24 protein-coding genes are annotated in these 23,027 nt (G+C 63.9%); 15 read left to right on the top strand and 9 right to left on the bottom strand.

Annotated elements, in window-relative coordinates:
• Positions 1-64: 64 nt before the first annotated feature.
• From SPHV1_RS21475 to SPHV1_RS21495, 5 genes are all read right to left on the bottom strand, one after another.
• The gene (locus SPHV1_RS21475) at positions 65-322 is read right to left on the bottom strand and encodes an ATP synthase F1 subunit epsilon (protein WP_054948042.1); all 258 of its coding nucleotides are present in this window, start codon (positions 320-322) and stop codon (positions 65-67) included.
• Positions 323-327: 5 nt separating this feature from the next.
• A complete protein-coding gene (gene atpD, locus SPHV1_RS21480; RefSeq protein WP_054948043.1) occupies positions 328-1,785 on the bottom strand; it encodes a F0F1 ATP synthase subunit beta in 1,458 nt (485 codons plus the stop codon).
• Between the two features lie 24 nt (positions 1,786-1,809).
• On the bottom strand, positions 1,810-2,685 hold the full coding sequence (locus SPHV1_RS21485) for a F0F1 ATP synthase subunit gamma (protein ID WP_054948044.1): 876 nt from the start codon (positions 2,683-2,685) through the stop codon (positions 1,810-1,812).
• A 66-nt stretch (positions 2,686-2,751) separates the two neighbouring features.
• The gene (gene atpA / locus SPHV1_RS21490; RefSeq protein WP_054948045.1) at positions 2,752-4,281 is read right to left on the bottom strand and encodes a F0F1 ATP synthase subunit alpha; all 1,530 of its coding nucleotides are present in this window, start codon (positions 4,279-4,281) and stop codon (positions 2,752-2,754) included.
• Positions 4,282-4,294: 13 nt separating this feature from the next.
• On the bottom strand, positions 4,295-4,849 hold the full coding sequence (locus tag SPHV1_RS21495; RefSeq protein WP_054948046.1) for a F0F1 ATP synthase subunit delta: 555 nt from the start codon (positions 4,847-4,849) through the stop codon (positions 4,295-4,297).
• Between the two features lie 200 nt (positions 4,850-5,049).
• On the opposite strand from SPHV1_RS21495, the gene SPHV1_RS24655 reads away from it, so the two are divergent.
• Both SPHV1_RS24655 and ada read left to right on the top strand, forming a co-directional pair.
• Positions 5,050-5,559, top strand: coding sequence for a DUF1203 domain-containing protein (locus tag SPHV1_RS24655; RefSeq protein ID WP_369817968.1), 510 nt, complete (start codon positions 5,050-5,052; stop codon positions 5,557-5,559).
• Positions 5,556-6,608 carry a bifunctional DNA-binding transcriptional regulator/O6-methylguanine-DNA methyltransferase Ada gene (gene ada / locus SPHV1_RS21505; protein ID WP_054948048.1) on the top strand — a complete coding sequence of 351 codons (1,053 nt, stop codon included), beginning with the start codon at positions 5,556-5,558 and terminating at the stop codon, positions 6,606-6,608. Before SPHV1_RS24655 ends, ada begins: the two co-directional genes overlap by 4 nt.
• A gap of 1 nt (position 6,609) precedes the next feature.
• On the opposite strand, the gene SPHV1_RS21510 is transcribed toward ada, so the two are convergent.
• Entirely contained in the window at positions 6,610-8,775 is a 2,166-nt protein-coding gene (locus SPHV1_RS21510) for a primosomal protein N' (RefSeq protein ID WP_054948122.1), read from the bottom strand.
• Between the two features lie 52 nt (positions 8,776-8,827).
• On the opposite strand from SPHV1_RS21510, the gene SPHV1_RS21515 reads away from it, so the two are divergent.
• From SPHV1_RS21515 to SPHV1_RS21545, 7 genes are all read left to right on the top strand, one after another.
• Positions 8,828-9,535, top strand: a complete 708-nt coding sequence (locus SPHV1_RS21515; protein ID WP_231634810.1) for a DUF4197 domain-containing protein — start codon at positions 8,828-8,830, stop codon at positions 9,533-9,535.
• Positions 9,536-9,636: 101 nt separating this feature from the next.
• Positions 9,637-10,287 (top strand): fructose-6-phosphate aldolase, encoded by a 651-nt coding sequence (gene fsa / locus SPHV1_RS21520; RefSeq protein ID WP_054948049.1) that lies wholly within the window; start codon positions 9,637-9,639, stop codon positions 10,285-10,287.
• Between the two features lie 32 nt (positions 10,288-10,319).
• A complete protein-coding gene (gene cobT, locus SPHV1_RS21525; protein ID WP_054948050.1) occupies positions 10,320-12,134 on the top strand; it encodes a cobaltochelatase subunit CobT in 1,815 nt (604 codons plus the stop codon).
• Positions 12,134-12,796, top strand: a complete 663-nt coding sequence (locus SPHV1_RS21530; RefSeq protein ID WP_054948051.1) for a nitroreductase — start codon at positions 12,134-12,136, stop codon at positions 12,794-12,796. Before cobT ends, SPHV1_RS21530 begins: the two co-directional genes overlap by 1 nt.
• 28 nt (positions 12,797-12,824) lie before the next feature.
• Positions 12,825-13,733: a DMT family transporter gene (locus SPHV1_RS21535; protein ID WP_054948124.1), complete on the top strand. Its 909-nt coding sequence runs from the start codon at positions 12,825-12,827 to the stop codon at positions 13,731-13,733.
• 604 nt (positions 13,734-14,337) lie between these two features.
• Complete coding sequence (gene cysS, locus SPHV1_RS21540; protein WP_054948052.1) at positions 14,338-15,789, top strand: cysteine--tRNA ligase; 1,452 nt, start codon at positions 14,338-14,340, stop codon at positions 15,787-15,789.
• A 270-nt stretch (positions 15,790-16,059) separates the two neighbouring features.
• Positions 16,060-17,733: an acetolactate synthase large subunit gene (locus tag SPHV1_RS21545; protein ID WP_054948053.1), complete on the top strand. Its 1,674-nt coding sequence runs from the start codon at positions 16,060-16,062 to the stop codon at positions 17,731-17,733.
• 27 nt (positions 17,734-17,760) lie between these two features.
• On the opposite strand, the gene SPHV1_RS21550 is transcribed toward SPHV1_RS21545, so the two are convergent.
• Both SPHV1_RS21550 and SPHV1_RS21555 read right to left on the bottom strand, forming a co-directional pair.
• Positions 17,761-18,114 carry a hypothetical protein gene (locus SPHV1_RS21550; protein ID WP_054948125.1) on the bottom strand — a complete coding sequence of 118 codons (354 nt, stop codon included), beginning with the start codon at positions 18,112-18,114 and terminating at the stop codon, positions 17,761-17,763.
• Positions 18,115-18,133: 19 nt separating this feature from the next.
• A complete protein-coding gene (locus tag SPHV1_RS21555; RefSeq protein WP_054948054.1) occupies positions 18,134-18,322 on the bottom strand; it encodes a hypothetical protein in 189 nt (62 codons plus the stop codon).
• A gap of 103 nt (positions 18,323-18,425) precedes the next feature.
• On the opposite strand from SPHV1_RS21555, the gene SPHV1_RS21560 reads away from it, so the two are divergent.
• Both SPHV1_RS21560 and SPHV1_RS21565 read left to right on the top strand, forming a co-directional pair.
• Positions 18,426-19,061, top strand: coding sequence for a LexA family transcriptional regulator (locus SPHV1_RS21560; protein WP_054948055.1), 636 nt, complete (start codon positions 18,426-18,428; stop codon positions 19,059-19,061).
• A gap of 72 nt (positions 19,062-19,133) precedes the next feature.
• The gene (locus SPHV1_RS21565) at positions 19,134-19,808 is read left to right on the top strand and encodes an MBL fold metallo-hydrolase (RefSeq protein ID WP_054948056.1); all 675 of its coding nucleotides are present in this window, start codon (positions 19,134-19,136) and stop codon (positions 19,806-19,808) included.
• A 4-nt stretch (positions 19,809-19,812) separates the two neighbouring features.
• Here the strand turns inward: SPHV1_RS21565 and SPHV1_RS21570 are convergent, their stop codons facing one another.
• Entirely contained in the window at positions 19,813-20,205 is a 393-nt protein-coding gene (locus SPHV1_RS21570) for an MAPEG family protein (protein WP_054948057.1), read from the bottom strand.
• Between the two features lie 165 nt (positions 20,206-20,370).
• On the opposite strand from SPHV1_RS21570, the gene rpmF reads away from it, so the two are divergent.
• From rpmF to SPHV1_RS21590, 4 genes are all read left to right on the top strand, one after another.
• Positions 20,371-20,550, top strand: a complete 180-nt coding sequence (gene rpmF, locus SPHV1_RS21575; protein WP_013833797.1) for a 50S ribosomal protein L32 — start codon at positions 20,371-20,373, stop codon at positions 20,548-20,550.
• 28 nt (positions 20,551-20,578) lie between these two features.
• Positions 20,579-21,640 carry a phosphate acyltransferase PlsX gene (gene plsX, locus SPHV1_RS21580; RefSeq protein WP_054948058.1) on the top strand — a complete coding sequence of 354 codons (1,062 nt, stop codon included), beginning with the start codon at positions 20,579-20,581 and terminating at the stop codon, positions 21,638-21,640.
• Positions 21,637-22,611: a beta-ketoacyl-ACP synthase III gene (locus SPHV1_RS21585; RefSeq protein WP_054948059.1), complete on the top strand. Its 975-nt coding sequence runs from the start codon at positions 21,637-21,639 to the stop codon at positions 22,609-22,611. Before plsX ends, SPHV1_RS21585 begins: the two co-directional genes overlap by 4 nt.
• Positions 22,612-22,724: 113 nt before the next feature.
• A complete protein-coding gene (locus SPHV1_RS21590; protein WP_007015066.1) occupies positions 22,725-23,021 on the top strand; it encodes an integration host factor subunit alpha in 297 nt (98 codons plus the stop codon).
• The last annotated feature ends 6 nt before the right edge of the window (positions 23,022-23,027 follow it).

The following is a 23,027-nucleotide window of genomic DNA, read 5'->3' on the forward strand; positions in this document are numbered from 1 at the left end:
AAAAAAAAAGGGGGCCCCGCCGTGTTCCGGCGACGCCCCTTTTCGGCGTTTCTGGCTGTCGAAATCAGCCTTCGACGTGTTCGGCGAGAACCGTCAGGCCGGTATCGCCGACTTCAGCGAAGCCACCGGTGATGATGATCTCTTCCGGAGCGCCGTTCTCGGTCCGGTAGACCTTGAGGGCGCCGTCGGCGACCGTCGACATGAAGGGCGCATGGCCCTGGAGCACGCCGAACTCGCCTTCCGTGCCGGGGACGACCACCATGTGGACGTCCTCCGAGCGGACGAGCTTCGCCGGCGTAACGAGTTCGAAGTGCAGTGCCATGAGACTTACGCGTCCTCAGCCAGCTTCTTGGCCTTGGCAATGGCCTCTTCGATGCCGCCGACCATGTAGAAGGCCGCTTCCGGCAGGTGGTCGTACTCACCGTCGACAACGGCCTTGAACGACTTGATGGTGTCTTCGAGCTGGACGAACTTGCCCGGAATGCCGGTGAAGACTTCGGCCACGTGGAACGGCTGCGAGAGGAAGCGCTGGATCTTGCGCGCGCGGGCGACGGTCAGCTTGTCCTCTTCCGAGAGCTCGTCCATGCCGAGAATGGCGATGATGTCCTGGAGCGACTTGTACTTCTGCAGGGTCTCCTGGACCTTGCGAGCGGTTTCGTAGTGCTCCTGGCCGACAACGCGGGGCTCAAGCACGCGCGAGGTCGAGTCGAGCGGGTCGACGGCCGGATAGATGCCGAGCTCGGAGATGGCGCGGTTCAGCGTGGTCGTTGCGTCAAGGTGCGCGAACGAGGTCGCCGGCGCCGGGTCGGTAAGGTCGTCCGCGGGAACGTAGATGGCCTGGACCGAGGTGATCGAGCCCTTGGTGGTCGAAGTAATGCGTTCCTGCAGGGCGCCCATGTCGGTCGCCAGGGTCGGCTGATAGCCCACGGCCGAAGGAATACGGCCGAGCAGTGCCGACACTTCCGAACCCGCCTGGGTGAAGCGGAAGATGTTGTCGACGAAGAACAGAACGTCCTGGCCTTCCTGGTCGCGGAAGTACTCGGCCATGGTCAGGCCCGAGAGAGCGACGCGAGCGCGGGCGCCCGGGGGCTCGTTCATCTGACCGAAAACGAGGGCGACCTTCGAACCTTCCGAAGTGGCGTTGCCTTCGGCGTCCTTGGCGATAACGCCGGCGTCGAGGAACTCGTGGTAGAGGTCGTTACCTTCACGGGTACGTTCACCGACGCCCGCGAAGACCGACACGCCGCCGTGGCCCTTGGCGATGTTGTTGATCAGTTCCTGGATGAGAACCGTCTTGCCCACGCCGGCGCCGCCGAACAGGCCGATCTTGCCGCCCTTGGCGTAAGGCGCGAGAAGGTCGATGACCTTGATGCCGGTGACGAGGATCGCGGCTTCGGTCGACTGGTCGACGAATTCCGGAGCCTTGGCGTGGATCGGGGCCGACTGCTCGGCACCGATCGGGCCGCGCTCGTCGATCGGCTCACCGACGACGTTCATGATGCGGCCGAGGGTCTTGGGACCGACAGGGACCGAGATCTGGGCGCCGGTGCTGACGACGTCCTGGCCGCGGGTGAGGCCGTCGGTGCCGTCCATGGCGATGGTGCGGACAGTGTTCTCGCCGAGGTGCTGGGCAACTTCGAGCACGAGCTTGCGACCGTTGTTGTCGGTCTCGAGCGCGGAGAGAATTGCGGGCAGCTCGCCTTCGAAGGTCACGTCGACGACGGCGCCGATGACCTGGCTGATCTTGCCGGTAGTGGTCTGGTTGAGCACGGGTGCGGTGGCCATTTTGGTTTCCTTGCCTGCGATGTCTTAGAGCGCTTCCGCGCCCGCGATGATTTCGACGAGTTCGGTGGTAATCGCGGCCTGGCGGCTGCGGTTGTACTGGATGGTAAGCTTGTTGATCAAATCGCCAGCGTTGCGGGTCGCGTTGTCCATGGCGGTCATGGACGCGCCCTGCTCGGAAGCGGCGTTTTCAAGCAGTGCGCCGAAGATCTGCGTGCGCAGGTAGCGCGGCAGCAGGGCAGCGAGGATGTCTTCCTCGTCCGGTTCGTACTCGACCACGGCGTCGCTTTCGGCAACGGCGGCCTTGGGCGCGGGGACCGGAATGATCTGCTGGCTGGTCGGCTCCTGGACGAGCGCCGAGCGGAACTTCGAGTAGAACAGGTGCGCGATGTCGAACTGACCGTCCTCGTACATGGCGACGAGTTCGTTCGCGACCTTCTCGGCCTCGTTGAAGCCCGGATCACGCACGTCGGTGGTGTCGAACATCTTGGCGATCTGCTTGGGGTACTCGCGCTTGATTACCGCGCGGCCCTTGCGGCCGATGAGGTAGAAGAGCACGGTCTTGCCCTGTGCTTCCAGTTCCTTCGCCTTGACGCGGGCGGCCTTGACGATGTTCGCGTTGAACGCGCCGCACAGGCCCTTGTCCGAGTTCGCGACGACGAGCAGGTGGATCTGGTCGCTGCCGGTGCCGGCGAGCAGCTTGGGGCTGTTGTCGCTGACCGTGATCTTGCTGGCGAGCGAGCCCATCACCTCGGCGAGGCGCGAAGCATAGGGACGCGCGGACTCGGCCGCCGCCTGCGCCTTGCGCAGCTTGGCCGCGGCGACCATCTGCTTGGCCTTGGTGATCTTCTGGGTCGATTTGACCGAGTTGATGCGGCCTTTGAGTTCCTTGAGCGAAGCCACTCGTTTCTCTCCTTGTTCCGCTCCGGCTGCCTCGCGGGCAGACCGGAACGGAAGATCAGGTCAATCTCAGGCGAACTGCTTGGCGAACGCGTCGAGCGCTGCCTTGGTCTTCGCCTTGGCTTCGTCGCCGAAGTCCTTGGTCGTGCGGATCAGTTCGAGCACGTCGGCGTGCTTTTCGTGCATGAAGCTGAGCATTTCAGCTTCGTACTCGGTGACCTTGGAGACCGCGATGCCGTCGAGGTAGCCGTTGGTGCCGGCGAAGATCGACACGGTCTGCTCTTCGAAGGCCAGCGGCGAGAACTGCTTCTGCTTGAGCAGCTCGGTCAGGCGAGCGCCGCGGTTGAGCAGCTTCTGGGTCGAAGCGTCGAGGTCCGAACCGAACTGCGCGAAGGCAGCCATTTCGCGGTACTGGGCGAGCTCGAGCTTGATCGAGCCGGCGACCTTCTTCATCGCCTTGGTCTGGGCCGAACCGCCGACGCGCGACACCGACAGACCCACGTTGATGGCCGGACGGATGCCCTGGTAGAACAGGCCGGTTTCAAGGAAGATCTGGCCGTCGGTGATCGAAATCACGTTGGTCGGAATGTAGGCCGAGACGTCGCCTGCCTGGGTTTCGATGATCGGCAGGGCGGTCAGCGAGCCGGCGCCGTTGTCGTCGTTCATCTTGGCCGCGCGCTCGAGGAGGCGGCTGTGCAGGTAGAAAACGTCGCCCGGGTAAGCTTCGCGGCCCGGCGGACGGCGGAGCAGCAGCGACATCTGACGGTAGGCGACGGCCTGCTTGGAAAGGTCGTCGTACACGATGACGGCGTGCATGCCGTTGTCGCGGAAGAATTCGCCCATCGCGGCCCCGGTGTAGGGCGCGAGGTACTGCAGCGGAGCGGGTTCCGAAGCGGTTGCGGCGATGACGATGGAGTATTCCATCGCGCCGTTTTCTTCGAGCTGACGCACGATCTGCGCGACGGTCGAGCGCTTCTGGCCAACGGCGACGTAGATGCAGTAGAGCTTCTTGCTCTCGTCGTTGCCCTTGTTCGCATCCTTCTGGTTGATGAAGGTGTCGATGGCAACGGCGGTCTTGCCGGTCTGACGGTCACCGATGATCAGCTCGCGCTGGCCACGGCCGACGGGAACGAGGGCGTCGATGGCCTTGAGGCCGGTCTGCACGGGCTCGTGAACCGACTTGCGCGGAATGATGCCCGGAGCCTTGGTTTCGACGAGGCGACGCTCGGTGGCTTCGATCGGGCCCTTGCCGTCGATCGGGTTGCCGAGGGCGTCGACCACGCGGCCGAGCAGGCCCTTGCCGACGGGAACGTCGACGATGGTGTTCGTGCGCTTGACGGTGTCGCCTTCCTTGATCTCGGCGTCCGAGCCGAAGATCACGACGCCGACGTTATCGGCTTCGAGGTTGAGCGCCATGCCCTGCACGCCGTTGGCGAACTCGACCATTTCGCCGGCCTGCACCTTGTCGAGGCCGTGAATGCGGGCAATGCCGTCACCGACCGACAGAACCGAGCCGACTTCGGAAACCTGGGCTTCGGTGCCGAAGCTGGCGATCTGGTCCTTGATGACCTTCGAGATTTCTGCTGCGCGGATATCCATTGTTCTGCCTTTCTTAGCCCTTCATGGCCTGGGCGAGCGAATTGAGACGGGTGCGGATCGAGCTGTCGATGCGCTTGGAACCGATAGTGACGACAAGGCCGCCGAGCAGGTCGGGATCGACGCTCGTCTTGACCTTGACCTTGCGGCCTTCGCGAACTTCCAGCTTCTGGCGCAGCTGTTCGACCTGTTCGTCGGTCAGCGCATGAGCGGAAGTGATGTCGGCGGTCGCTTCGCCGCGCTGGGCGGCTGCGATCGCGGCGAAGGCGCGAATGATCTCGGGCAGGGCGGAGAGGCGGCGGTTGGCCGCAAGCACGCCCAGGAAATTCTTGGTGAGGTCCGAAAGGCCCAGAACGCCGCTGACGGCATCGACAACCTTTCCGGCGGCCTCGCGGCTCACCTGCGGGTTGCGAATCAGTGCTGCGAAGTCAGCGCTCTCGCCGATCGCCTGACCGACTTTCTCAAGGTCGGACTCAACCGCCGAAACGGTGCCGTTCTCGCTGGCAAGATCAAATAGCGCCGAAGCGTAGCGCCCTTGCAAGCTGGCTTTTATGCCGCCGGAATTCTCCACGCGTGTTCTTTCCTTACATCGGGTGGGCTGGGGCACTGTTACGGACGTGCGCAAGTAACGCACCCCCCGGCCCGCAGACGGGGCGCGCATAGCGACGATATTGTCATGATGCAAGGCACCCGAAGGTGCTTGGAGACAATGCTGCGAAAAGCGGTTTAAAAGCAAGGCGCGGGAAGCGGTGGTTCTGCAGGGGTGCAACTATGGCGGAAACAGCCGTGGAGTTGCCTGCGATGACGTACCGAATCATGGGTCTGCCGAGATCTTCGTTCGCTCCCTATTTTTCGATGGATGGACAGGAACTGGCGCGAATAGGGGCGCTGCGGCTAGTCGCTGACGCGGATCGGGGGTTTCCGTGCCGGATTAGCCTGCGCGATGCCGACAGGGGCGAGAGCGTGCTCCTGCTCAATTTTGTCAGCCATCCGGTGGATAATCCCTATCGCACCACCCATGCGATATTCGTTCGTGAGCTTGCCGAAGAGTGCGAACCTTATGTCGATTGCCTGCCTCCCGTATTCGATGGGCGGCATCTGTCGCTGAGGGGATTCGCGCAGGGCGGCATGATGGTCGATGCCCTGCTTGTTGGCCCTGGGAAGGTGGAAGACGGCATCGACCGGCTCTTCGCCAATCGTGACGTGGCTTGCATCCATGTGCACAATGCCGCCTATGGATGTTTCGCAGCGCGCATAGAGCGCCATGGAGCGGATCAGTGAGCCTTGCAGAAGCCGGATTGAACGAGGAGCGCGCCTGGCAGGCGGTGCTCGAGCGCGACCGGAAGTTCGACGGTCGGTTCGTGACCGGGGTACTGTCGACCGGCATCTATTGCCGCCCGTCCTGCTCGGCGCGCCATCCCCGGCGCGAGAACGTGCGCTTCTTCGAGGAGGCTCGCGCAGCCGAGGCAGCGGGGCTTCGTCCGTGCCTGCGCTGTCGACCCGGTGACGTCTCGCGCGATGAAGAGGCTCTCCGGGTGGCCATCGGCCGGATCAAGGAGGCAGAGCAGGCACCTTCGCTAGAGGAGCTTGCCGAACTGACAGGATATAGCCCGACCCATTTTCAGCGCCTGTTCAAGCGTGCGGTCGGGTTGTCGCCGGCAGTCTATGCGCGCGCACTGAAGCTGCGCCGGGCAGGCGATGCGATGAGCGGGGGAGCGAACGTGACAGAGGCCATCTACGACGCGGGTTTCGGTGCTTCTTCTCGATTCTACGAAGCCAGCGAGGGAAAGCTGGGCATGAGCCCTTCGGCGTGGCGTGACGGGGGCAAGGGCGTGACGATCCACTGGGCGGTGGTCCCGACCAGCCTTGGCGAGATGCTCGTGGCCGCCACGGGCAAGGGCGTGTGCAGACTGTCCTTCGCGGAAGCACTTGAGGACCTGGTCGCCCGCTTCCCCAAGGCCACGCTGGTGGAAGGCGGCGAGGAATTCGCAGGCCTTCTGCGCCGGGTCGTTGCCGCGGTCGAGCAGCCGGGCGATTCCCGCAGCATTCCTCTCGACGTTCAGGGTACCGCCTTCCAGGAGGCGGTCTGGCAGGAACTGCAGCGGATACCTGCGGGCGAGACGCGCACATATGCGCAGATCGCAGCGGCCATCGGCAAGCCCGCGGCGGTACGTGCGGCGGGCTCGGCCAATGGCGCGAACAATGTCGCCGTCCTCATCCCCTGCCACCGAGTGATCCGGTCAGACGGTTCGCTTGGCGGTTATGCCTATGGCGAAGCGATCAAGCGCGAACTGCTCAAACGCGAGCGGGAAGCGCCGGACCGGGGCTAGGTCACACGAAGCTGTAGGGATCGATGTCGATATGGACGCGCACGCCGCGCGGGAATTCCAGCGGGTCGAGCCATTCGCGCAAGTAGCGCTGCAGTTCCGCCGAGCGCCGCGCGTTGATCAGGAGGCGGAAGCGGTGGCGTCCGCGCAGCAGTGACAGCGGGGCAGGCGCGGGGCCGAGGACGAGCATGTCGGGATGGTCGGGCGCGGTGCCGCCGATGGCGCGGGCGGCGGACTGGGCTTCGGACAGGTCTTCCGATGAGACGATAATCGCGGCCCAGCGCCCGAACGGCGGCGCGCCTGCATCGCGGCGGGCCTCGGTCTCGGCCGCGTAGAACGCATCGCGGTCTCCCGCGGCCAGCGCCGCGATCACGGAGGCTTCCGGATGGCGGGTCTGGATCAGCACTTCGCCCGGCTTCTCGCCACGCCCGGCGCGCCCGGCGACCTGTGCGACCTGCTGGTAGGTGCGCTCTGCCGCGCGCAAGTCTCCGCCTTCCAGACCGAGGTCGGCATCGACGACGCCGACCAGTGTCAGCTCGGGGAAGTGATAGCCCTTGGTAACGAGCTGGGTCCCAATGATCACGTCGATCGCGCGGCCCTCGGCCATTGCCACGAATTCGGCGATCGCCTCGGGATTGTTCATGGTGTCCGAAGTGACCAGCGCCGTGCGGGCCTCGGGCAGGATCTCGGCGACTTCGTCGGCAATACGCTCGACGCCCGGTCCGCAGGCAACGAGGCAGTCGGCAGTCCCGCAATCGGGGCAGGCCTCGGGGACCGGCGTTTCGTGGCCGCAGTGATGGCAGGCGAGGCGCTGCGAGAAACGATGTTCGACCAGCCAGGCGGTGCAGTTGGGGCACTGGAAGCGGTAGCCGCAATTGCGGCATAGGGTGAGCGGGGCATAGCCGCGCCGATTGAGGAACAGCAGCGACTGCTCGCCGCGCGCCAGTCGTTCCTTCATTTCATCGACGAGGCGCGGGGCGAGCCAGCGTCCGCGCTCGGGCGGCTCCTGGCGCAAGTCGAGAATGTTGATCTGCGGCAGCGTCGCGCCGCCGAAGCGGTCCGGCAGATCGATCTTGCGATAGACCCCGGCTTCGGCAAGCTGCATCGATTCGAGCGCGGGCGTCGCGCTGGCGAGGATGACCGGGATCTGCTCGAACTTGGCGCGAATCACGGCCACGTCGCGGGCATTGTAGCGTACGCCGTCGTCCTGCTTGAACGAGACCTCGTGGGCTTCGTCGACGACGATCAGCCCCAGCTTGGGATAAGGCAGGAACAGGGCCGAGCGCGCGCCGACGACGACTTGCGCTTCTCCGAAGGCGATCGCGCGCCAGGCGCGGCGGCGTTCGCTGGCCTTGAGCGAAGAGTGCCACTGCACCGGCGAGACTCCGAAGCGCTGCTCGAAACGGCGCAGAAAGTTCTCGGTCAGGGCGATCTCGGGCAAGAGTACAAGGATCTGCCGGCCTTCGCGGATCGCCTCTGCCACGGCTTCGAAATAGGTTTCGGTCTTGCCCGAGCCGGTCACGCCGTCGAGCAGGAAAGGAGCGAACTTGCGGGCCTTCACTGCTTCAACGAAGGTGTCGGCGGCCTTGCGTTGGCCTTCGCTGAGTTCGGGCTGGTCGAAGTCGGGCAGGGCCGGGGGATAGGGGCGGTCGAGGTCGACCGTCACCGGCTCCAGCAGCCCGGCGCCCACCATGCCACGCAGGACGCCCTCGGAGACGCTGGCCAGTTCGGCCAGCTCGCGGATCGATGCCTGCTCGCCCTGCAGTGCATCGAGCGCCACTGCACGCTGGGGCGTAAGGCGCTTGGGTTCCTCGCCGGAAAGGCGATACTCGGTCGTCGTGCCGCCGCCCCGCAGTGCTGCGCTGCTGCCCAGTGCCATACGGGCAACGGAGGATAGCTGCGCGCAATAGTAGTCGGCCGTCCATTCGATCAGGCGGCGCAGCCGGGCGGGCAGGGGCGGTACCGGCAGCACTTCCAGAAGCGGGCGCAACTTCGCGTCGGGCACTTCCTGCGCGCTCAGACGTTCCGGTTCCCAGACAATGCCGAGTACCTGCCGCGGACCGAGCGGACCTACGACCACGGAGCCGGGCTCCACGGTCATCCCTTCGGGAACGCGATAGTCGAGGACGCCCAGCGCGGCGTTGAAGACAAGGAGTCGGACACGGTTCATCTGCCGGGGCATATAGGCATCCGGTCCCGTGAAGGTGAAGGAGCATGCGATTGTGAATTGGGGATCGAATGAAATCGGGGGTGAACTGCAGGCGATCGTGACCGGGCGGCGCGCGGTGCTGGGTGGTATCCTGGCAGGCGCTGCGCTGACCTTGCCGGGCTGTGCCTCGCTCGGCCCGCCCAGCTATGTCGAAGTGGTGCGCCGGTTGCTCGAGGCTTCGACCCGGCAGGCATTCGCCCGGCTGACCCAGCCGGACGGCTTCTGGGACAGCGCCGTGGCGCGAATCGACATGCCGGTGCTGTTCGGCAAGACCGGGACGCTGCTCTCGGGGATCCTGCGCAGCAACCTGTTCCGCGAAAAGCTGCAGCACCAGCTCAACAACCTGGCAGAGGACGGTGCCCGCATGGCAGCGCCCGTGGTCGCCGATGCCGTGCGCCGCATCTCGATTTCCGATGCCATTGCCCTGCTGCGCGCGGGCCATTCCGGCGCGACGACATATCTGCGCGACCAGATGGGGCCGGCCCTTGTTAACGCGATGATCCCGGAGCTCGACCGCGCGATGCGGATAGCCGACGATCCGTTCCTCAGTGAGGCGATATCCTCTCTGACCGGGGTGAACATCGCCGACGCCGCCCATGCCCTTGCGCTCGAGGCGGACAATGCGATCTGGTACGAGATCGGGGCCGCCGAATCGGAAATTCGCGAAAATCCGGAGGCGACGCACGATCCGGTGCTGATTGCCGGGCTCAAGCTCCTGTAGGCCTAGCCGCAGGAGGCGTGCTTCCCTATAGCGGCGCCAGAATCGCCGTATCGGGCCAGAATCGCCCGTGCGGCTCCCTGCCTTGCCGATAGGAACACGCCATGAAGTTTTTCGTCGACACCGCCGACACTGCCGATATCGCCGAGCTTGCCGAAACCGGCCTGCTGGACGGCGTCACCACCAACCCATCGCTGATTGCCAAGTCCGGCCGTGACTTCATGGAAGTCACCAAGGAAATCTGCGGTCTCGTCGATGGTCCGGTTTCGGCCGAAGTCGTCGCTCTCGACCATGAAGGGATGATGCGCGAGGCCGAAATCCTGCGCAAGATCGCCGACAACGTTTGCGTCAAGGTGCCGCTGACGATCGACGGCCTGAAGACCTGCAAGAAGCTGACCTCGGACGGCACCATGGTCAACGTGACCCTGTGCTTCTCGGCCAACCAGGCGCTGCTGGCCGCCAAGGCAGGTGCGAGCTTCATCTCGCCCTTCATCGGTCGCCACGACGACAACGGTCTCGACGGCATCTCGCTGATCGAGGACATCCGCCTGATCTACGACAACTACGCATTCGAGACCGAGATCCTCGCGGCCTCGATCCGTCACCCGATCCACCTGCTGCAGTGCGCGAAGATCGGTGCCGACGTCGCCACGATGCCGCCCGCCGTCATCAAGGGCCTGTTCAAGCACGTCCTGACCGACAAGGGCATCGAAGGCTTCCTTGCCGACTGGGCCAAGACCGGCCAGACTATCTGAGTATCCACCCTGTTTCCTAAGGTTCCTTCCCGTTGAGTGACGAGACCCCAGCCGACCGCTTCAAATCCGTTCTGGCAGGCGCATCGCGCGCCATCGCCCATGAAAAGGAGATCGAGGTCAACTGGACGGCCGATGCGCCAAGCTCGACGGGGGGAACCTTCAGGGTACCGATGCCCGGACGCAACCTGCCGCGCGGAGCGGCGATGCAGGCCCGCGGCTATGCCGACAGCTTCGCGCTGAAGGTGCGCCACCACGACGACAGGTTGCACCAGCGTCATGCTCCCGCCGAACCCTCGGCACGGGCATGTTACGACGCGGTCGAGATGGTGCGCTACGAGGCGCTTGGCTCGAACCGCTATTCCGGGATGCGCGAGAATCTCGATGCATCGCTGGAGGCGCGCATCGCCTCCGATCCCATTTCCCGCGCCGAATCGCGTGACCAGGTGCCGCTGCAGTCGGCGCTGGCGCTGATGCTGCGCGAAAAGCTCACCGGACAGCCGATCCCCGAGATTGCGCGCCCGGGCGTCGACATGATCCGCGACTGGATCGAGGAGAAGGCCGGCGGCGATATCGAGGCGCTGGCCGATTCGATCGGCGATCAGCAGGCTTTCCAGAACCTCTCGCTCGACATGCTCCAGCACCTCGAGCTGACCCGCGCCGAGGAAATCGAGCAGCCGCCCGAGGACTCCGACGATCTCGACGGCGACGAGGAAACCGAACAGGAAGAAGACGGCGCCGACGCGGGCGAGGAGCAGCAGCCGGCGGAAATGGCTGCCGAACCCAGCCAGGGAGAAGACGAGGGCGAAAGCGAATCCGATGGCGAGGCCTCGGACGACATGCAGGAGGCCGAGGAAGGCCAGGACGGCGAGGAGGGCATGCTTCCCGTCCGTCCCAACCGGCCCTGGACCGACATTCCCGACAGCTTCGACTACAAGGTCTTCACCGAGGCCTTCGACGAGGTGGTCGGCGCTTCGGAACTGTGCGACGAGGAAGAACTGACGCGCCTGCGCGCCTATCTCGATGCGCAGCTCAAGGGGCTGCAGGGCGTGGTCACGCGCCTTGCCAATCGCCTCCAGCGTCGCCTCATGGCCCAGCAGAACCGCTCCTGGGACTTCGACCAGGAAGAGGGGCTGCTCGACGCCGCGCGGCTCGCCCGCGTGGTTGTATCGCCCGGACAGTCGCTGTCCTACAAGGTGGAGCGCGACGTCGAGTTCAAGGATACCGTCGTGACCCTGTTGCTCGACAACTCGGGTTCGATGCGCGGACGGCCGATCTCGATTGCCGCGATCAGCGCCGACGTGCTCGCACGTACGCTGGAGCGCTGCGGCGTGAAGGTGGAGATTCTCGGCTTTACGACACGGGCCTGGAAGGGCGGGCAGAGCCGCGAGGCATGGCTGGCGAACGGCAAGCCTGCCAGCCCGGGCCGCCTCAACGACCTGCGGCACATCATCTACAAGAAGGCCGATGAGCCCTGGCGCCGTGCGCGCAAGAACCTCGGCCTGATGATGCGCGAGGGGCTGCTCAAGGAGAACATCGACGGCGAGGCGCTGCTCTGGGCGCACAACCGCATGCTCGCCCGGCCCGAGGATCGCCGCATCCTCATGGTCATTTCAGACGGTGCGCCGGTCGACGATTCCACGCTGTCGGTAAACAGCGCAGGGTATCTCGAGGCGCACTTGCGCAAGGTGATCGAGTGGATCGAGGCGAAATCGCCGGTCCAACTCGTCGCCATCGGCATCGGGCACGACGTGACCCGTTACTATCGCCGCGCGGTGACGATCATGGACGCCGAGCAACTCGGCGGCACGATGATCGAACAGCTCGCCGGCCTGTTCGAGGAAGAATGATGAAAGTATCCGAGGCTGTCGCCAGCCGCCGCTCGATCCGCGCGTTCCGCGATGAAGCGGTCGGGCTCGATGTGATCCGCCGCGTATTGGACCGGGCGCGCATGACGCCGTCGGGCTGCAATTTCCAGCCCTGGCAGGCCACCGTACTGGCCGGCGAACCGCTCAAGGCCCTGCAGGAAAAGATGCTGGCGTCCGCGCCGCAGGACCCGATCGAGTACAGCTTTTCCGAACCAAACCAGTCGCCCCGCCACCTGGCCCGGCTGCAGCAGGTCGGTGCCAGCATGTATGGCGCGCTCGGTATCGAGCGCGAGGACGCCGAAGCCCGCGAAGCCTTCACGCGGGCGAACATCTTCTCTTTTGGCGCGCCGGCGTTGCTGGTCTGCTATTTCGAGCGCTTCATGGGGCCGCCGCAGTGGTCGGACGTGGGCATGTGGTTGCAGTCGATCATGCTGCTGCTGCGCGAGGAAGGGCTGGACAGTTGCCCGCAGGAATGGATGTCGCTCTATGCCCGTGTAATCAAGGAGCACATCGGCGTTTCCGACGAGACGCACATCCTGTTCTGCGGCCTGGCCATCGGCCACCGCGACGAGGATGCGCCTGTCAACCGGTTCGAGCGCGACCGGGTGCCACTCGACGAACAGGTAAGCTTCCTCGGCTTCTGATCGTGGTTTGATCGCTTCCGGGGGGATGATGACAGATTCAACGTTGCTGTGGGTGCCGTTCACCCTTGCCGCGGCGCTCGCCCAAGTGCTGCGCAACGCGGCGCAATCGCGGCTGGCTTCGCGGATCGGGACCGTGGGCGGAACGCAGGTGCGTTTCATCTACGGCTTGCCGCTTGCGATCCTGTTCCTGGGGATTTTCCATATCGCGACCGGGGAAGGGCTTGCAGCCGTTCCGATCGATGCGTTGGCATGGTCGGCCGTGGGTTCGGTGACCCAGATCGTGGCGACTGCGCTCATGCTGGTCGTCATGCAGAAGCGCGACTTCGGTGTCGCCTATGCCTATATCAAGACCGAACCGGTAACGGTCGCGGTCCTCGGCTTTGCCCTGATCGGTGATCGACTTCCGCTCGGCAGTTGGCTGGCGGTCCTGGTGGTGACCTTCGGCGTCGTCATGGCCTCGTTGCGGCCGGGGGACGGCGGAGCGAAGCTGTTCGAGGTGAAGCCGCTGGCAGTGGGCGTCGTCAGTGGTGCACTCTTCGGGTTGACCTCGATCTGCTTTCGGGCCTCGATCGAAGCCGTCCCGGAGGGCAGCTTCATGCTGCGCAGCCTCCTGATGCTGGTGGTTTCGCTGGGAATCCAGTCCTCCGTCCTCGTTGGCTGGTTCGTGCTGCGCGACGCTTCGGGCTTCTTCGGCTCCATTCGCGAATGGCGATTGTCGGTCACGGGCGGAGCGTTGGGTGCACTCGCCTCCGCCGGATGGTTCATCGGCTTCTCGCTGACTGCCGCCGCCAATGTGCGCACGCTGGCCCTGATCGAAATGCCCATCGTCGCCCTCGTCTCACGCAAACTTTCCGGACGCTGGCTGACGGCACGCGAATGGGCCGGGTTCGTGTTGATCACGGTGGGCGTCGCTTTGCTGATGGTATCGCACGCCTGAGCCGCCCGCGATCGCAGGCCTGTCAGTAGGCGCAGATTGTCATGTCTGCGCCTACCCAACAGGCCCCGTCTTCTCGGCTGCGTTGGGCTCCACCCCAGCGAGAAACAGTGCCCGCGCTGCTCAAGCCACTGACTCCCGCCTGGTTCGGACCGGTGACAGCAACTGTTATGAGCGATATCTCGTGTATCAGCGGCATATGGTCCGGACGCTTGATCGAGAATGTGCCGCCAGCTTGCTGCAGGAAGAGGCACGCTCCTTCGTAGTCGCCATCGTCGACAAGGACCCTCCACCGGGCATCGCGCCAGCCTACCGGCGCTTGTATCAGGGATGCCTTGGAGGAAGCAGCCGCGTCTGTGGGCTGAAGCGAAGATGCCTGCGATATCCGTTTCGAGGATGAAGGCGGACCACCAACCGGTTGGTGGCATGCGCTCAGAAGGCACAAAGCTGTGGCCATCCAACCCAGTCGATCTGTGAATGGCCGCAATCCGCTATCTGTGAATCTGAGTGACATGTGCGTGTAACGCTCCGTCAGCGTGCCTCGATCCCGCAGCGCCCCACGCATGCACCTTGACTGCCACGTATCGCCGCCTAATGCCCCTCGGCCATGACCGATGCCCATGCACTGACGCTGTTCAACAGCCTGACCCGCCAGTTGGAACCGTTCCAGCCCGTCCATGAGGGCGAGGCGCGGGTCTATTCGTGCGGGCCGACGGTCTACAACTACCCGCATATCGGCAACATGCGTGCCTATGTCTTTGCCGACATCCTCGGGCGTACGCTGAGCCACAAGGGCTACAGGCTCACCCACGTCATCAACATCACCGATGTCGGCCACCTGACCGACGATGCCGATGCCGGTGAGGACAAGATGGAGAAGATGGCAGCCGAGAAGGCGCAGTCCATCTGGGACATCGCCCGCCACTATACCGAGGCATATTGGGCCGACATCGCAGCGCTCAACATTCGTCAGCCCGCCCAGTGGTCGGTAGCGACGGAATACGTGCCGCAGATGATCGAGTTTGCGAAGCAGATCGCCGACAAGCACTGCTACGAAATCGACAGTGGCCTCTACTTCGACGTCTCTACAGTGGCTGACTACGGCCGTCTGGCCCGAGCCGTGACGGAGGAGGGCGAGGGGCGCATCGAGGCCGTCGACGGCAAACGCAATGCGGCCGACTTCGCGATCTGGCGCAAGACTCCGGCGGGCGAGAAGCGCCAGATGGAATGGGATTCGCCGTGGGGTCCGGGCGCGCCGGGCTGGCACCTGGAATGCTCGGTCATGTCGGGCAAGTTGCTGGGCTTCCCCTTCGATATCCACACCGGAGGAATCGACCACCGCGAGATCCATCACCCGAACGAGATCGCGCAGAACCAGGCTTTCTGCTGCACCAACGGGCTCGACATTCCCGCCAATTCGGGTGCGCGCGTATGGATGCACAACAACTTCCTCGTCGAGCGCTCGGGCAAGATGAGCAAGTCCTCGGGCGAGTTCCTTCGCCTGCAACTCCTGATCGACAGGGGCTATCACCCGCTCGCCTACCGCATGATGTGCCTGCAGGCGCATTACCGTTCGGAACTGGAGTTCTCGTGGGATGGCCTCGGTGCCGCCCTTACCCGCCTGAAGCGCATGATCATGGCCGCCGAACGCCTTGCCGACGTTGAAGCCGGAGCGCCTTCGCACCCCAAGCTCGCGGCGATGATCGAGACCTTCGAAAAGGCGATGTCCGAGGATCTCAACACCCCGGTCGCATTGACGGCGCTGGAAGACGTGCTCGCTGCGAAGAAGGTCGATCCCGCGGCCAAGCGCGCGGTGGTGGAGGCCATGGATGCGGTGCTCGGCCTCGGCCTCTTCGGAACGTCCCGCGCCGATCTGCGTCTGCGCCCGAAGAACGCGGTCATCTCCGAAGCGGAAATCGAGGCTGCGCTGGCGGCGCGCAAGGAAGCACGGGCCGCAAAGGACTTTGCCGCCTCCGATGCCCTGCGCGACGAACTTGCCGCGAAGGGCGTCGAGGCGATGGATGGCGATCCGCTTGGCTGGGAGTGGAAGCTGGGCTGAGCCCGGCCTTCGCCTGGCCCCCGTCGCATGGCGGCGCCGGCGGGCGGTACGCGGACTTCATGGTCCATTGACTGGTCAGCGGCGCCCGCTGCGCGTCTCGCTGTCCCGTGCGCGCAACTGATTTTGCCGCTTTAGCCCTATTTAAAGGAAGAGGTCGCTAGCCCATTCATCAGGGCGCAGGCTGCGCCGGAATGCGTATTTTGCGCATGACGCGAGACCGGATAGTCCTATACCGGCTCTGAAAAAAAACCAGGAACGGGGAAAGCGGAAATGGCAGAGGGCGACAAGCGCAAGGCTTCAGATCTTTTTATCGAGTGCCTTGAAGAGGAGGGCGTCGAGTACATTTTCGGCGTTCCCGGTGAAGAGAACCTCGATTTTCTCGACTCGCTTTCGCGATCGGAGAAGATCAAGCTCATCCTGACCCGGCATGAACAGGGTGCAGGCTTCATGGCGGCTACCTACGGACGGCATACCGGCAAGACCGGCGTGTGCCTTTCGACCCTGGGGCCGGGCGCGACCAATTTCGTGACTGCCGCGGCCTATGCGACGCTCGGCGGCATGCCGATGCTGATGATTACTGGCCAGAAGCCGATAAAGAAATCGAAGCAGGGCCGTTTCCAGATCCTCGACGTCGTGTCGATGATGGGGCCGATCACCAAGTATGCGCACCAGATGGCGTCCTCGGACAACATCCCGAGCCGTGTGCGCGAAGCCTTCAGGATCGCCGAAGAGGAAAAGCCGGGCGCGACGCACATCGAACTGCCCGAGGATATCGCCGACGAGCACACCGATTCGCGTCCCGTGCGCCGTTCGATCGTCCGCCGCCCGACGGCTGACGTGAAGTCGATCGCCCAGGCCGTCGAAGCCCTGCAGAACGCGAGAAAGCCGCTGCTGGTGATCGGTGCCGGTGCGAATCGCAAGATGACCAGCAAGATGCTGGGCGAATTCGTCGAGAAGACCGGCATTCCCTTCCTCACTACCCAGCTCGGCAAGGGCGTGATCGATGAGCGCCATCCCAAGTTCCTGGGCTGTGCGGCGCTTTCGGCCGGGGACTTCGTCCACCGCGCCATCGAGGACGCCGACTGCATCCTCAATATCGGGCACGACGTGATCGAGAAGCCGCCGTTCTTCATGCACAACGACGGCACGCGCGATGACCGCGTCGTCGTCCATATCTCGACCAAGACGGCCGAAGTGGACCCGGTCTACTTCCCGCATATCGAGGTGATCGGCGATATCGCCAATGCCATGTGGCAGATCAAGGAAGCGATCGTGCCGTCGGAGAAGTGGAATTTTGACGCCATGCTCGGCTTCCGCAAGGCCGAGGTGGAGCACACCGCGAAGCTGGCGGCCGACGAACGCTTCCCGATCTTCCCGCCGCACCTCGTGCAGCAGGTGCGCGATGCGATGCCCGACGATGCCATCATCTGCCTCGACAATGGCGTCTACAAGATCTGGTTCGCCCGCGGCTTCTGTGCCTGCAAGCCCAACACCGTCCTGCTCGACAACGCGCTGGCGACGATGGGGGCAGGGCTTCCTTCCGCGATGGCGAGCGCCATGGTCTATCCCGAGCGCAAGGTCATGGCGATCTGCGGCGACGGCGGGTTCATGATGAACAGTCAGGAGCTGGAAACCGCGGTACGCCTCGGCCTGAACCTGACCGTGCTGATCCTCAATGACAATGCCTATGGCATGATTCGCTGGAAGCAGGCGAACATGGGCTTTGCCGACTTCGGCCTGACCTACAACAACCCCGATTTCGTCAAGTATGCCGAAAGCTATGGCGCCAGGGGCTACCGGGTGGAAAGCGCGCAGCACCTCAATGAACTGCTGGCCCATTGCCGCGATACTCCCGGCGTTCACGTGATCGACTGTCCGGTCGACTACTCGGAGAACGACCGCATCCTGAACACGGAGATCAAGGATCTGTCCCGGGCGCTCTGAGCGCCCGGAGACAGGTTTTTGCCTCGATCAGCCCTCCTCTAGCAGGAGCAGTTCGGCCTCGACCGTCATGCGCGGTTCGGGGCCGTTCTCGTGATCGACGCCGGTGATCGTGGCATCGGCGACGAGGTGGCCGGGGATGGCGAACTCATGATCGGGCAGGGAAGCGATGAGCGCTTCTCCGGCGTCGACCGCGCGCTCACCGGTAAACGACAGGGCGATGCTGTGGCGGCTGCCCGAAAAGGTGGCGCTGCTCCAGGGCCGTTCCCCATGCCGCAGCAGTTCCGCTTGCGGGCCGGCGAGAGTGAGGACGTCGGACAGGAGCTTCAGCCAGGGGCCGCGCCGGGCCGATCCTGAAGCGCGGGCTCGCAGCGTGTCGAGCATCGAGCGGTCTGAAGCGGGGTCAATGCGCATGATTGGTCTCCTGGTAGTTTTGCATGAATTCCTCGACCCGTGCCGCTGTGGCGGCGCGGGGAATGCGGCCATTGCGCAAGTCGGCCACGAAGCGCGGGTCCTGTGCCGCGAGCCGCCCAAACTTGGTCCAGGGCATGTCCGTCTGGCGCAGGAAGCGTTCGATCTGACGCAAAAGCATCGATCCTGATCCTTTCCGTGTTGGATTCGTTTGCGGTGTTCATGATATGTTCCAATCGAAATCCTACTTGTCTAGGAAATTTCCTTCACCTACGGATTACAAAATGGACATGACCGATCCCCGCGGAGCGCTGCTGGAACTGGCCGAGAAACGTGGCGTCAGTCTCTCCGCCCTGTCGCGAATGCTCGGAAAAAATCCCAGTTATCTCCAGCAGTTCGTTCGCAAGGGCAGCCCGCGAAAGCTGGAGGAAGGCGATCGCGGAAAGCTCGCGCGGTTTTTCGGGGTGGACGAATCGCTCCTGGGACAGCCGAAGGAAATTTCTTCCAAGAGGCGTCAGGACTGGGTCGATGTGCCCAGACTTGCGGTCGACGCTTCGGCCGGCGGTGGTGCCTTCGCCGTTGAGGAGGAGCTGGTGGGCTCGATCCGTTTTTCCCCGCGCTGGCTGCGCGGCATGGGGCTCGATCCCGGTGCGCTGAGCGCGATTGCCGTGGCCGGCGATTCGATGGTGCCGACCTTGCAGGACGGCGACGAGATACTTGTCGACCGCACAGTGCGTGGCCTTCGCGAGGGCATTCACGTCGTACGACATGAAGGGAACCTGCTGGTCAAGCGGATCGAGCGCGGTCCGAACGGGCGCATTCGGCTCATCAGCGACAACAAGGTCTATGAGCCCATCGAATGTTCGGCGGACAGCATCGACGTGATCGGGCGTGTGGTCTGGAAGGGCGGCCGGCTTTAGCAGTGGCGCCTGATCGCCAGCGTGTTGGCTGGACGGTTGCAATCGCAGAGATTGGCCGCCATTTCCCGTCCCATGACCCAGACCGAACCGCCGATGCGCGTGGGAATCATTCCCGTCACCCCGCTCCAGCAGAACTGCACGCTATTGTGGTGTACCAAGACCATGCGCGGGGCGTTGGTCGATCCCGGCGGCGATCTCGACAAGTTGAAGGCCGCACTGGAGAAAACCGGTGTGACGCTGGAAAAGGTGCTGGTCACGCACGGGCACCTCGATCACTGCGGCATGGCAGGCGAACTCGCCAAGGAAATGGGCGTGCCGATCGAAGGGCCTCAGGAAGAGGATCGCTTCTGGATTGCCCAGCTCACTGACGACGGTCCGCGCTGGAACATGGACGCGCATACGTTCGAGCCTGACCGCTGGCTGGAGAATGGCGATCAGGTTCAGGTCGGCGAACTGACGCTCGATGTCTATCATTGTCCAGGGCACACGCCCGGACATGTCGTGTTCCATCACGCGCCCAGCAGGTTCGCCATGGTCGGCGATGTCCTGTTCCAGGGCGGCATCGGGCGCTGGGACTTTCCTCGCGGGAATTACGACGATCTGATCGAATCGATCACCACGCGTCTCTGGCCGCTGGGTGATGATGTGACTTTCGTGCCCGGCCATGGCCCCGTCAGCACCTTCGGCGACGAGCGCCGCCACAATCCCTACGTCAGCGACGCGGCGCTTTCACGCCGCGCGTCCTGACGGATCAGAGACGGCCCAGCGCGATCAGGATCGCCACCACTGAAAGGCCCAGCAGGGTTAGGACGGTCACGATGATTCCGCCCGCGCGAAGGAGATTCGCGTCCGACCTGTCCATGCCGAAGGCGTGGGCGACGCGCGCGGCCATATATATGGCGCCCACGATCGCCAGCCAGGAACCGGCCTTGCCGCTCATTTCGATCGCCGCGATCAGGATGAGGACGAAGGGCGTGTTCTCCACGAAATTGAGCTGCGCGCGCATCCGGCGCGCGATTGCTTCATTGCCGCCGTCTCCGTGCAGGACCTTGGCCGCCATGCGCAGTCTGCCGACCCGCGTGAGCAGCCAGAAATTGATGACCGCAGCAGCAGCGGCAAGGCACAGAGTCGTCTGTAGAATCATCCCGGGCATCTCCCCCAATGTGGTTTTGGCTACATGAGGGAGGTATCAACGGGTTGCAACTCGTGAGAAATCGGTTATAGGCGCGCCTTCGCAAGCCGCCGGTTCCGGGTGACGGTTCCCGGCGGCCTTTTTGACATTAACGCATTTCCAGGAACAGGTGCCAAAATGGCTGTCCCTAAGAGAAAAACGACCCCGTCCCGCCGGGGCATGCGCCGCAGCCATGATGCCCTCAAGGTTGAAGCGTTTCATGAGTGCCCGAACTGCGGCGAGCTGAAGCGTCCGCACAACCTCTGCAACGCTTGCGGCCACTACAACGGTCGCGAGATCGTCGCGGTCGAAATCTAAGACCTCAGACGAAGTTCGGAGATTGCCCATGACTCTGCCGCGTATCGCTATCGATGCGATGGGCGGCGATGAGGGCGTGCGCGTCATGATCGAGGGCGCGGCACTCGCGCGCCGTCGCCATGACCGTTTCAATTTCCTCCTCGTCGGCGACGAGACGCGGATCAAGGCCGCGCTCGAGGATCACCCGAACCTTCGCGGTGCATCGGAGATCCTGCACACCGAAGGTGTGATCAGTGGCGAGGACAAGCCGAGCCAGGCCCTGCGCCGCGCGAAGGGTACGTCCATGGGGCGTGCCATCGCTGCGGTGAAGGCCGGCGACGCGGGGGCAGCCGTCAGCTCCGGCAATACCGGCGCGCTGATGGCGATTTCCAAGCTGACCTTGCGCACGATGCCGGGCATCGATCGTCCTGCGCTTGCGGCTCTCCTGCCGACGCTGGGCGACAATGACGTGGTCATGCTCGACCTCGGTGCCAATACCGAGTGCGACAGCCGCAATCTCGTCCAGTTCGCGATCATGGGTGCTGCCTATGCCCGCGTGGCGACGGGCCGCGAACAGCCGCGCCTGCGACTGCTCAACATCGGTACAGAAGAGATCAAGGGCACGGAACTGCTGCGCGATGCAGCGGCAACGCTCAAGGCAGCGGCCGGTGACCTTTCCATGTCCTTCGACGGCTTCACCGAGGCGGACAAGGTCTGCCGCGGCGATGTAGATGTCGTCGTGACCGACGGTTTTTCGGGCAATATCGCCCTCAAGGCGGTTGAAGGGACGGCGCGATTCGTCGGCGACCTTCTGCGCCGCAGCTTCTCCAGTTCGCTGCGATCCAAGATCGGGTTCCTGATCTCGCGACCGGCGACCGAGTTGCTAAAACACCATCTCGACCCCAATAATCATAATGGCGCCGTGTTCCTTGGCCTGAACGGCATCGTCGTGAAAAGCCATGGCAGCGCGAATGCTGCGGGCGTGGCCAATGCCGTTGCGCTGACTGCGCGGCTCCTGGAGGAAAATGTGACCGAGCGGATCACTGCCGACCTAGCACGCGTAGGCGAAGCCTCGCTGCGCATGCCCCGGAACCAGGAAGAGCGGGCATGACCCGGCGCTCGGTTCTGATCGGCACCGGTTCGGCCCTGCCACGCCGCGCGGTGAGCAATGCCGAACTGGCGGCACAGGTCGACACCAGCGACGAATGGATCGTCGAGCGCACGGGCATTTCCAACCGCCATATCGCAGCGCCCGACGAAACGACTTCCAGCCTTGCCACCGATGCGGCGCGCAAGGCGATCGAAGCGGCAGGCATCGATGCGACATCGATCGACCTCATCATCCTGGCAACCGCCACGCCGGACCAGACCTTCCCGGCTTCGGCAACGATCGTTCAGAACAACCTCGGTTGCGGCGGGGGCATCGCCTTCGACGTCGCTGCAGTGTGTTCCGGCTTCCTTTATGCCGTGGGCGTAGCCGATTCGATGCTGCGTTCCGGCATGGCCAATCGTGCCCTCGTCATCGGCTCGGAAACCTTCTCGCGCATTCTCGACTGGGAAGACCGGACGACCTGCGTGCTCTTCGGTGACGGCGCCGGCGCAGCGATTTTCGAGGCGCAGGAACAGGGCGATAGCGACAAGCCCCGCGGCATTCTGGCATCGCGCCTGCATGCCGATGGTGCGCACAACGAATTGCTCTATGTCGATGGTGGTCCTTCGACTACCGGGACTGTCGGCAAGTTGCGCATGAAGGGCCGCGAAGTATTTCGCCACGCGGTTGTGAACCTGGCCCAGGTTCTCAACGAAGTGCTTGAAGACGTTGGACTTCAGTCTTCGGACATCGACTGGCTGGTGCCTCACCAGGCCAATGCCCGTATCCTTGATGCGACGGCCAAGAAGCTGGGCCTGCCGGTTGAAAAGGTCGTCATGACTGTTGGCCAGCACGCCAATACTTCGGCTGCTTCGGTGCCGCTGGCCCTCGATCAGGCCGTTCGCGATGGCCGAATCCGTGAAGGCGATCTCGTCGTCCTTGAAGCCATGGGCGGCGGGTTCACCTGGGGCGCGAGCCTGCTGCGAGTCTGAGAACCTACCCCCTAAGGTTTATCTGCGTTCATTAATTGACGTAGGATTGCCTTTTTCCCTGTTAAATCATATTATCAGCGCGGGGGTTGGCGCTCAGAGGGGAAGCGGGTTCGATGGGCTCAACGGATACATTGACGCGAGCTGAGATCGCGGAAGCGATCCACAAGAAGCTAGGTCTGTCGCGCGCGGAGTCGCTGGCGATGGTCGAGGCTATTCTTCAACACATGTCGACGGCGCTCAGTTCGGGCGAGAACGTCAAGATTTCGGGATTCGGCACATTCCTGTTACGGGACAAGGGCGAACGTATCGGCCGCAATCCCAAGACCGGGGTGGAAGTGCCGATCACGCCAAGACGGGTTATGACATTCCGGGCGAGCCAGATGCTGAAAGACAGGATCGCCGGAGACTGAAGGAAC

The sequence above is a fragment of the Novosphingobium sp. KN65.2 genome (assembly GCF_001368935.1).
GTDB classification, from domain to species: Bacteria; Pseudomonadota; Alphaproteobacteria; order Sphingomonadales; family Sphingomonadaceae; genus Novosphingobium; species Novosphingobium mathurense.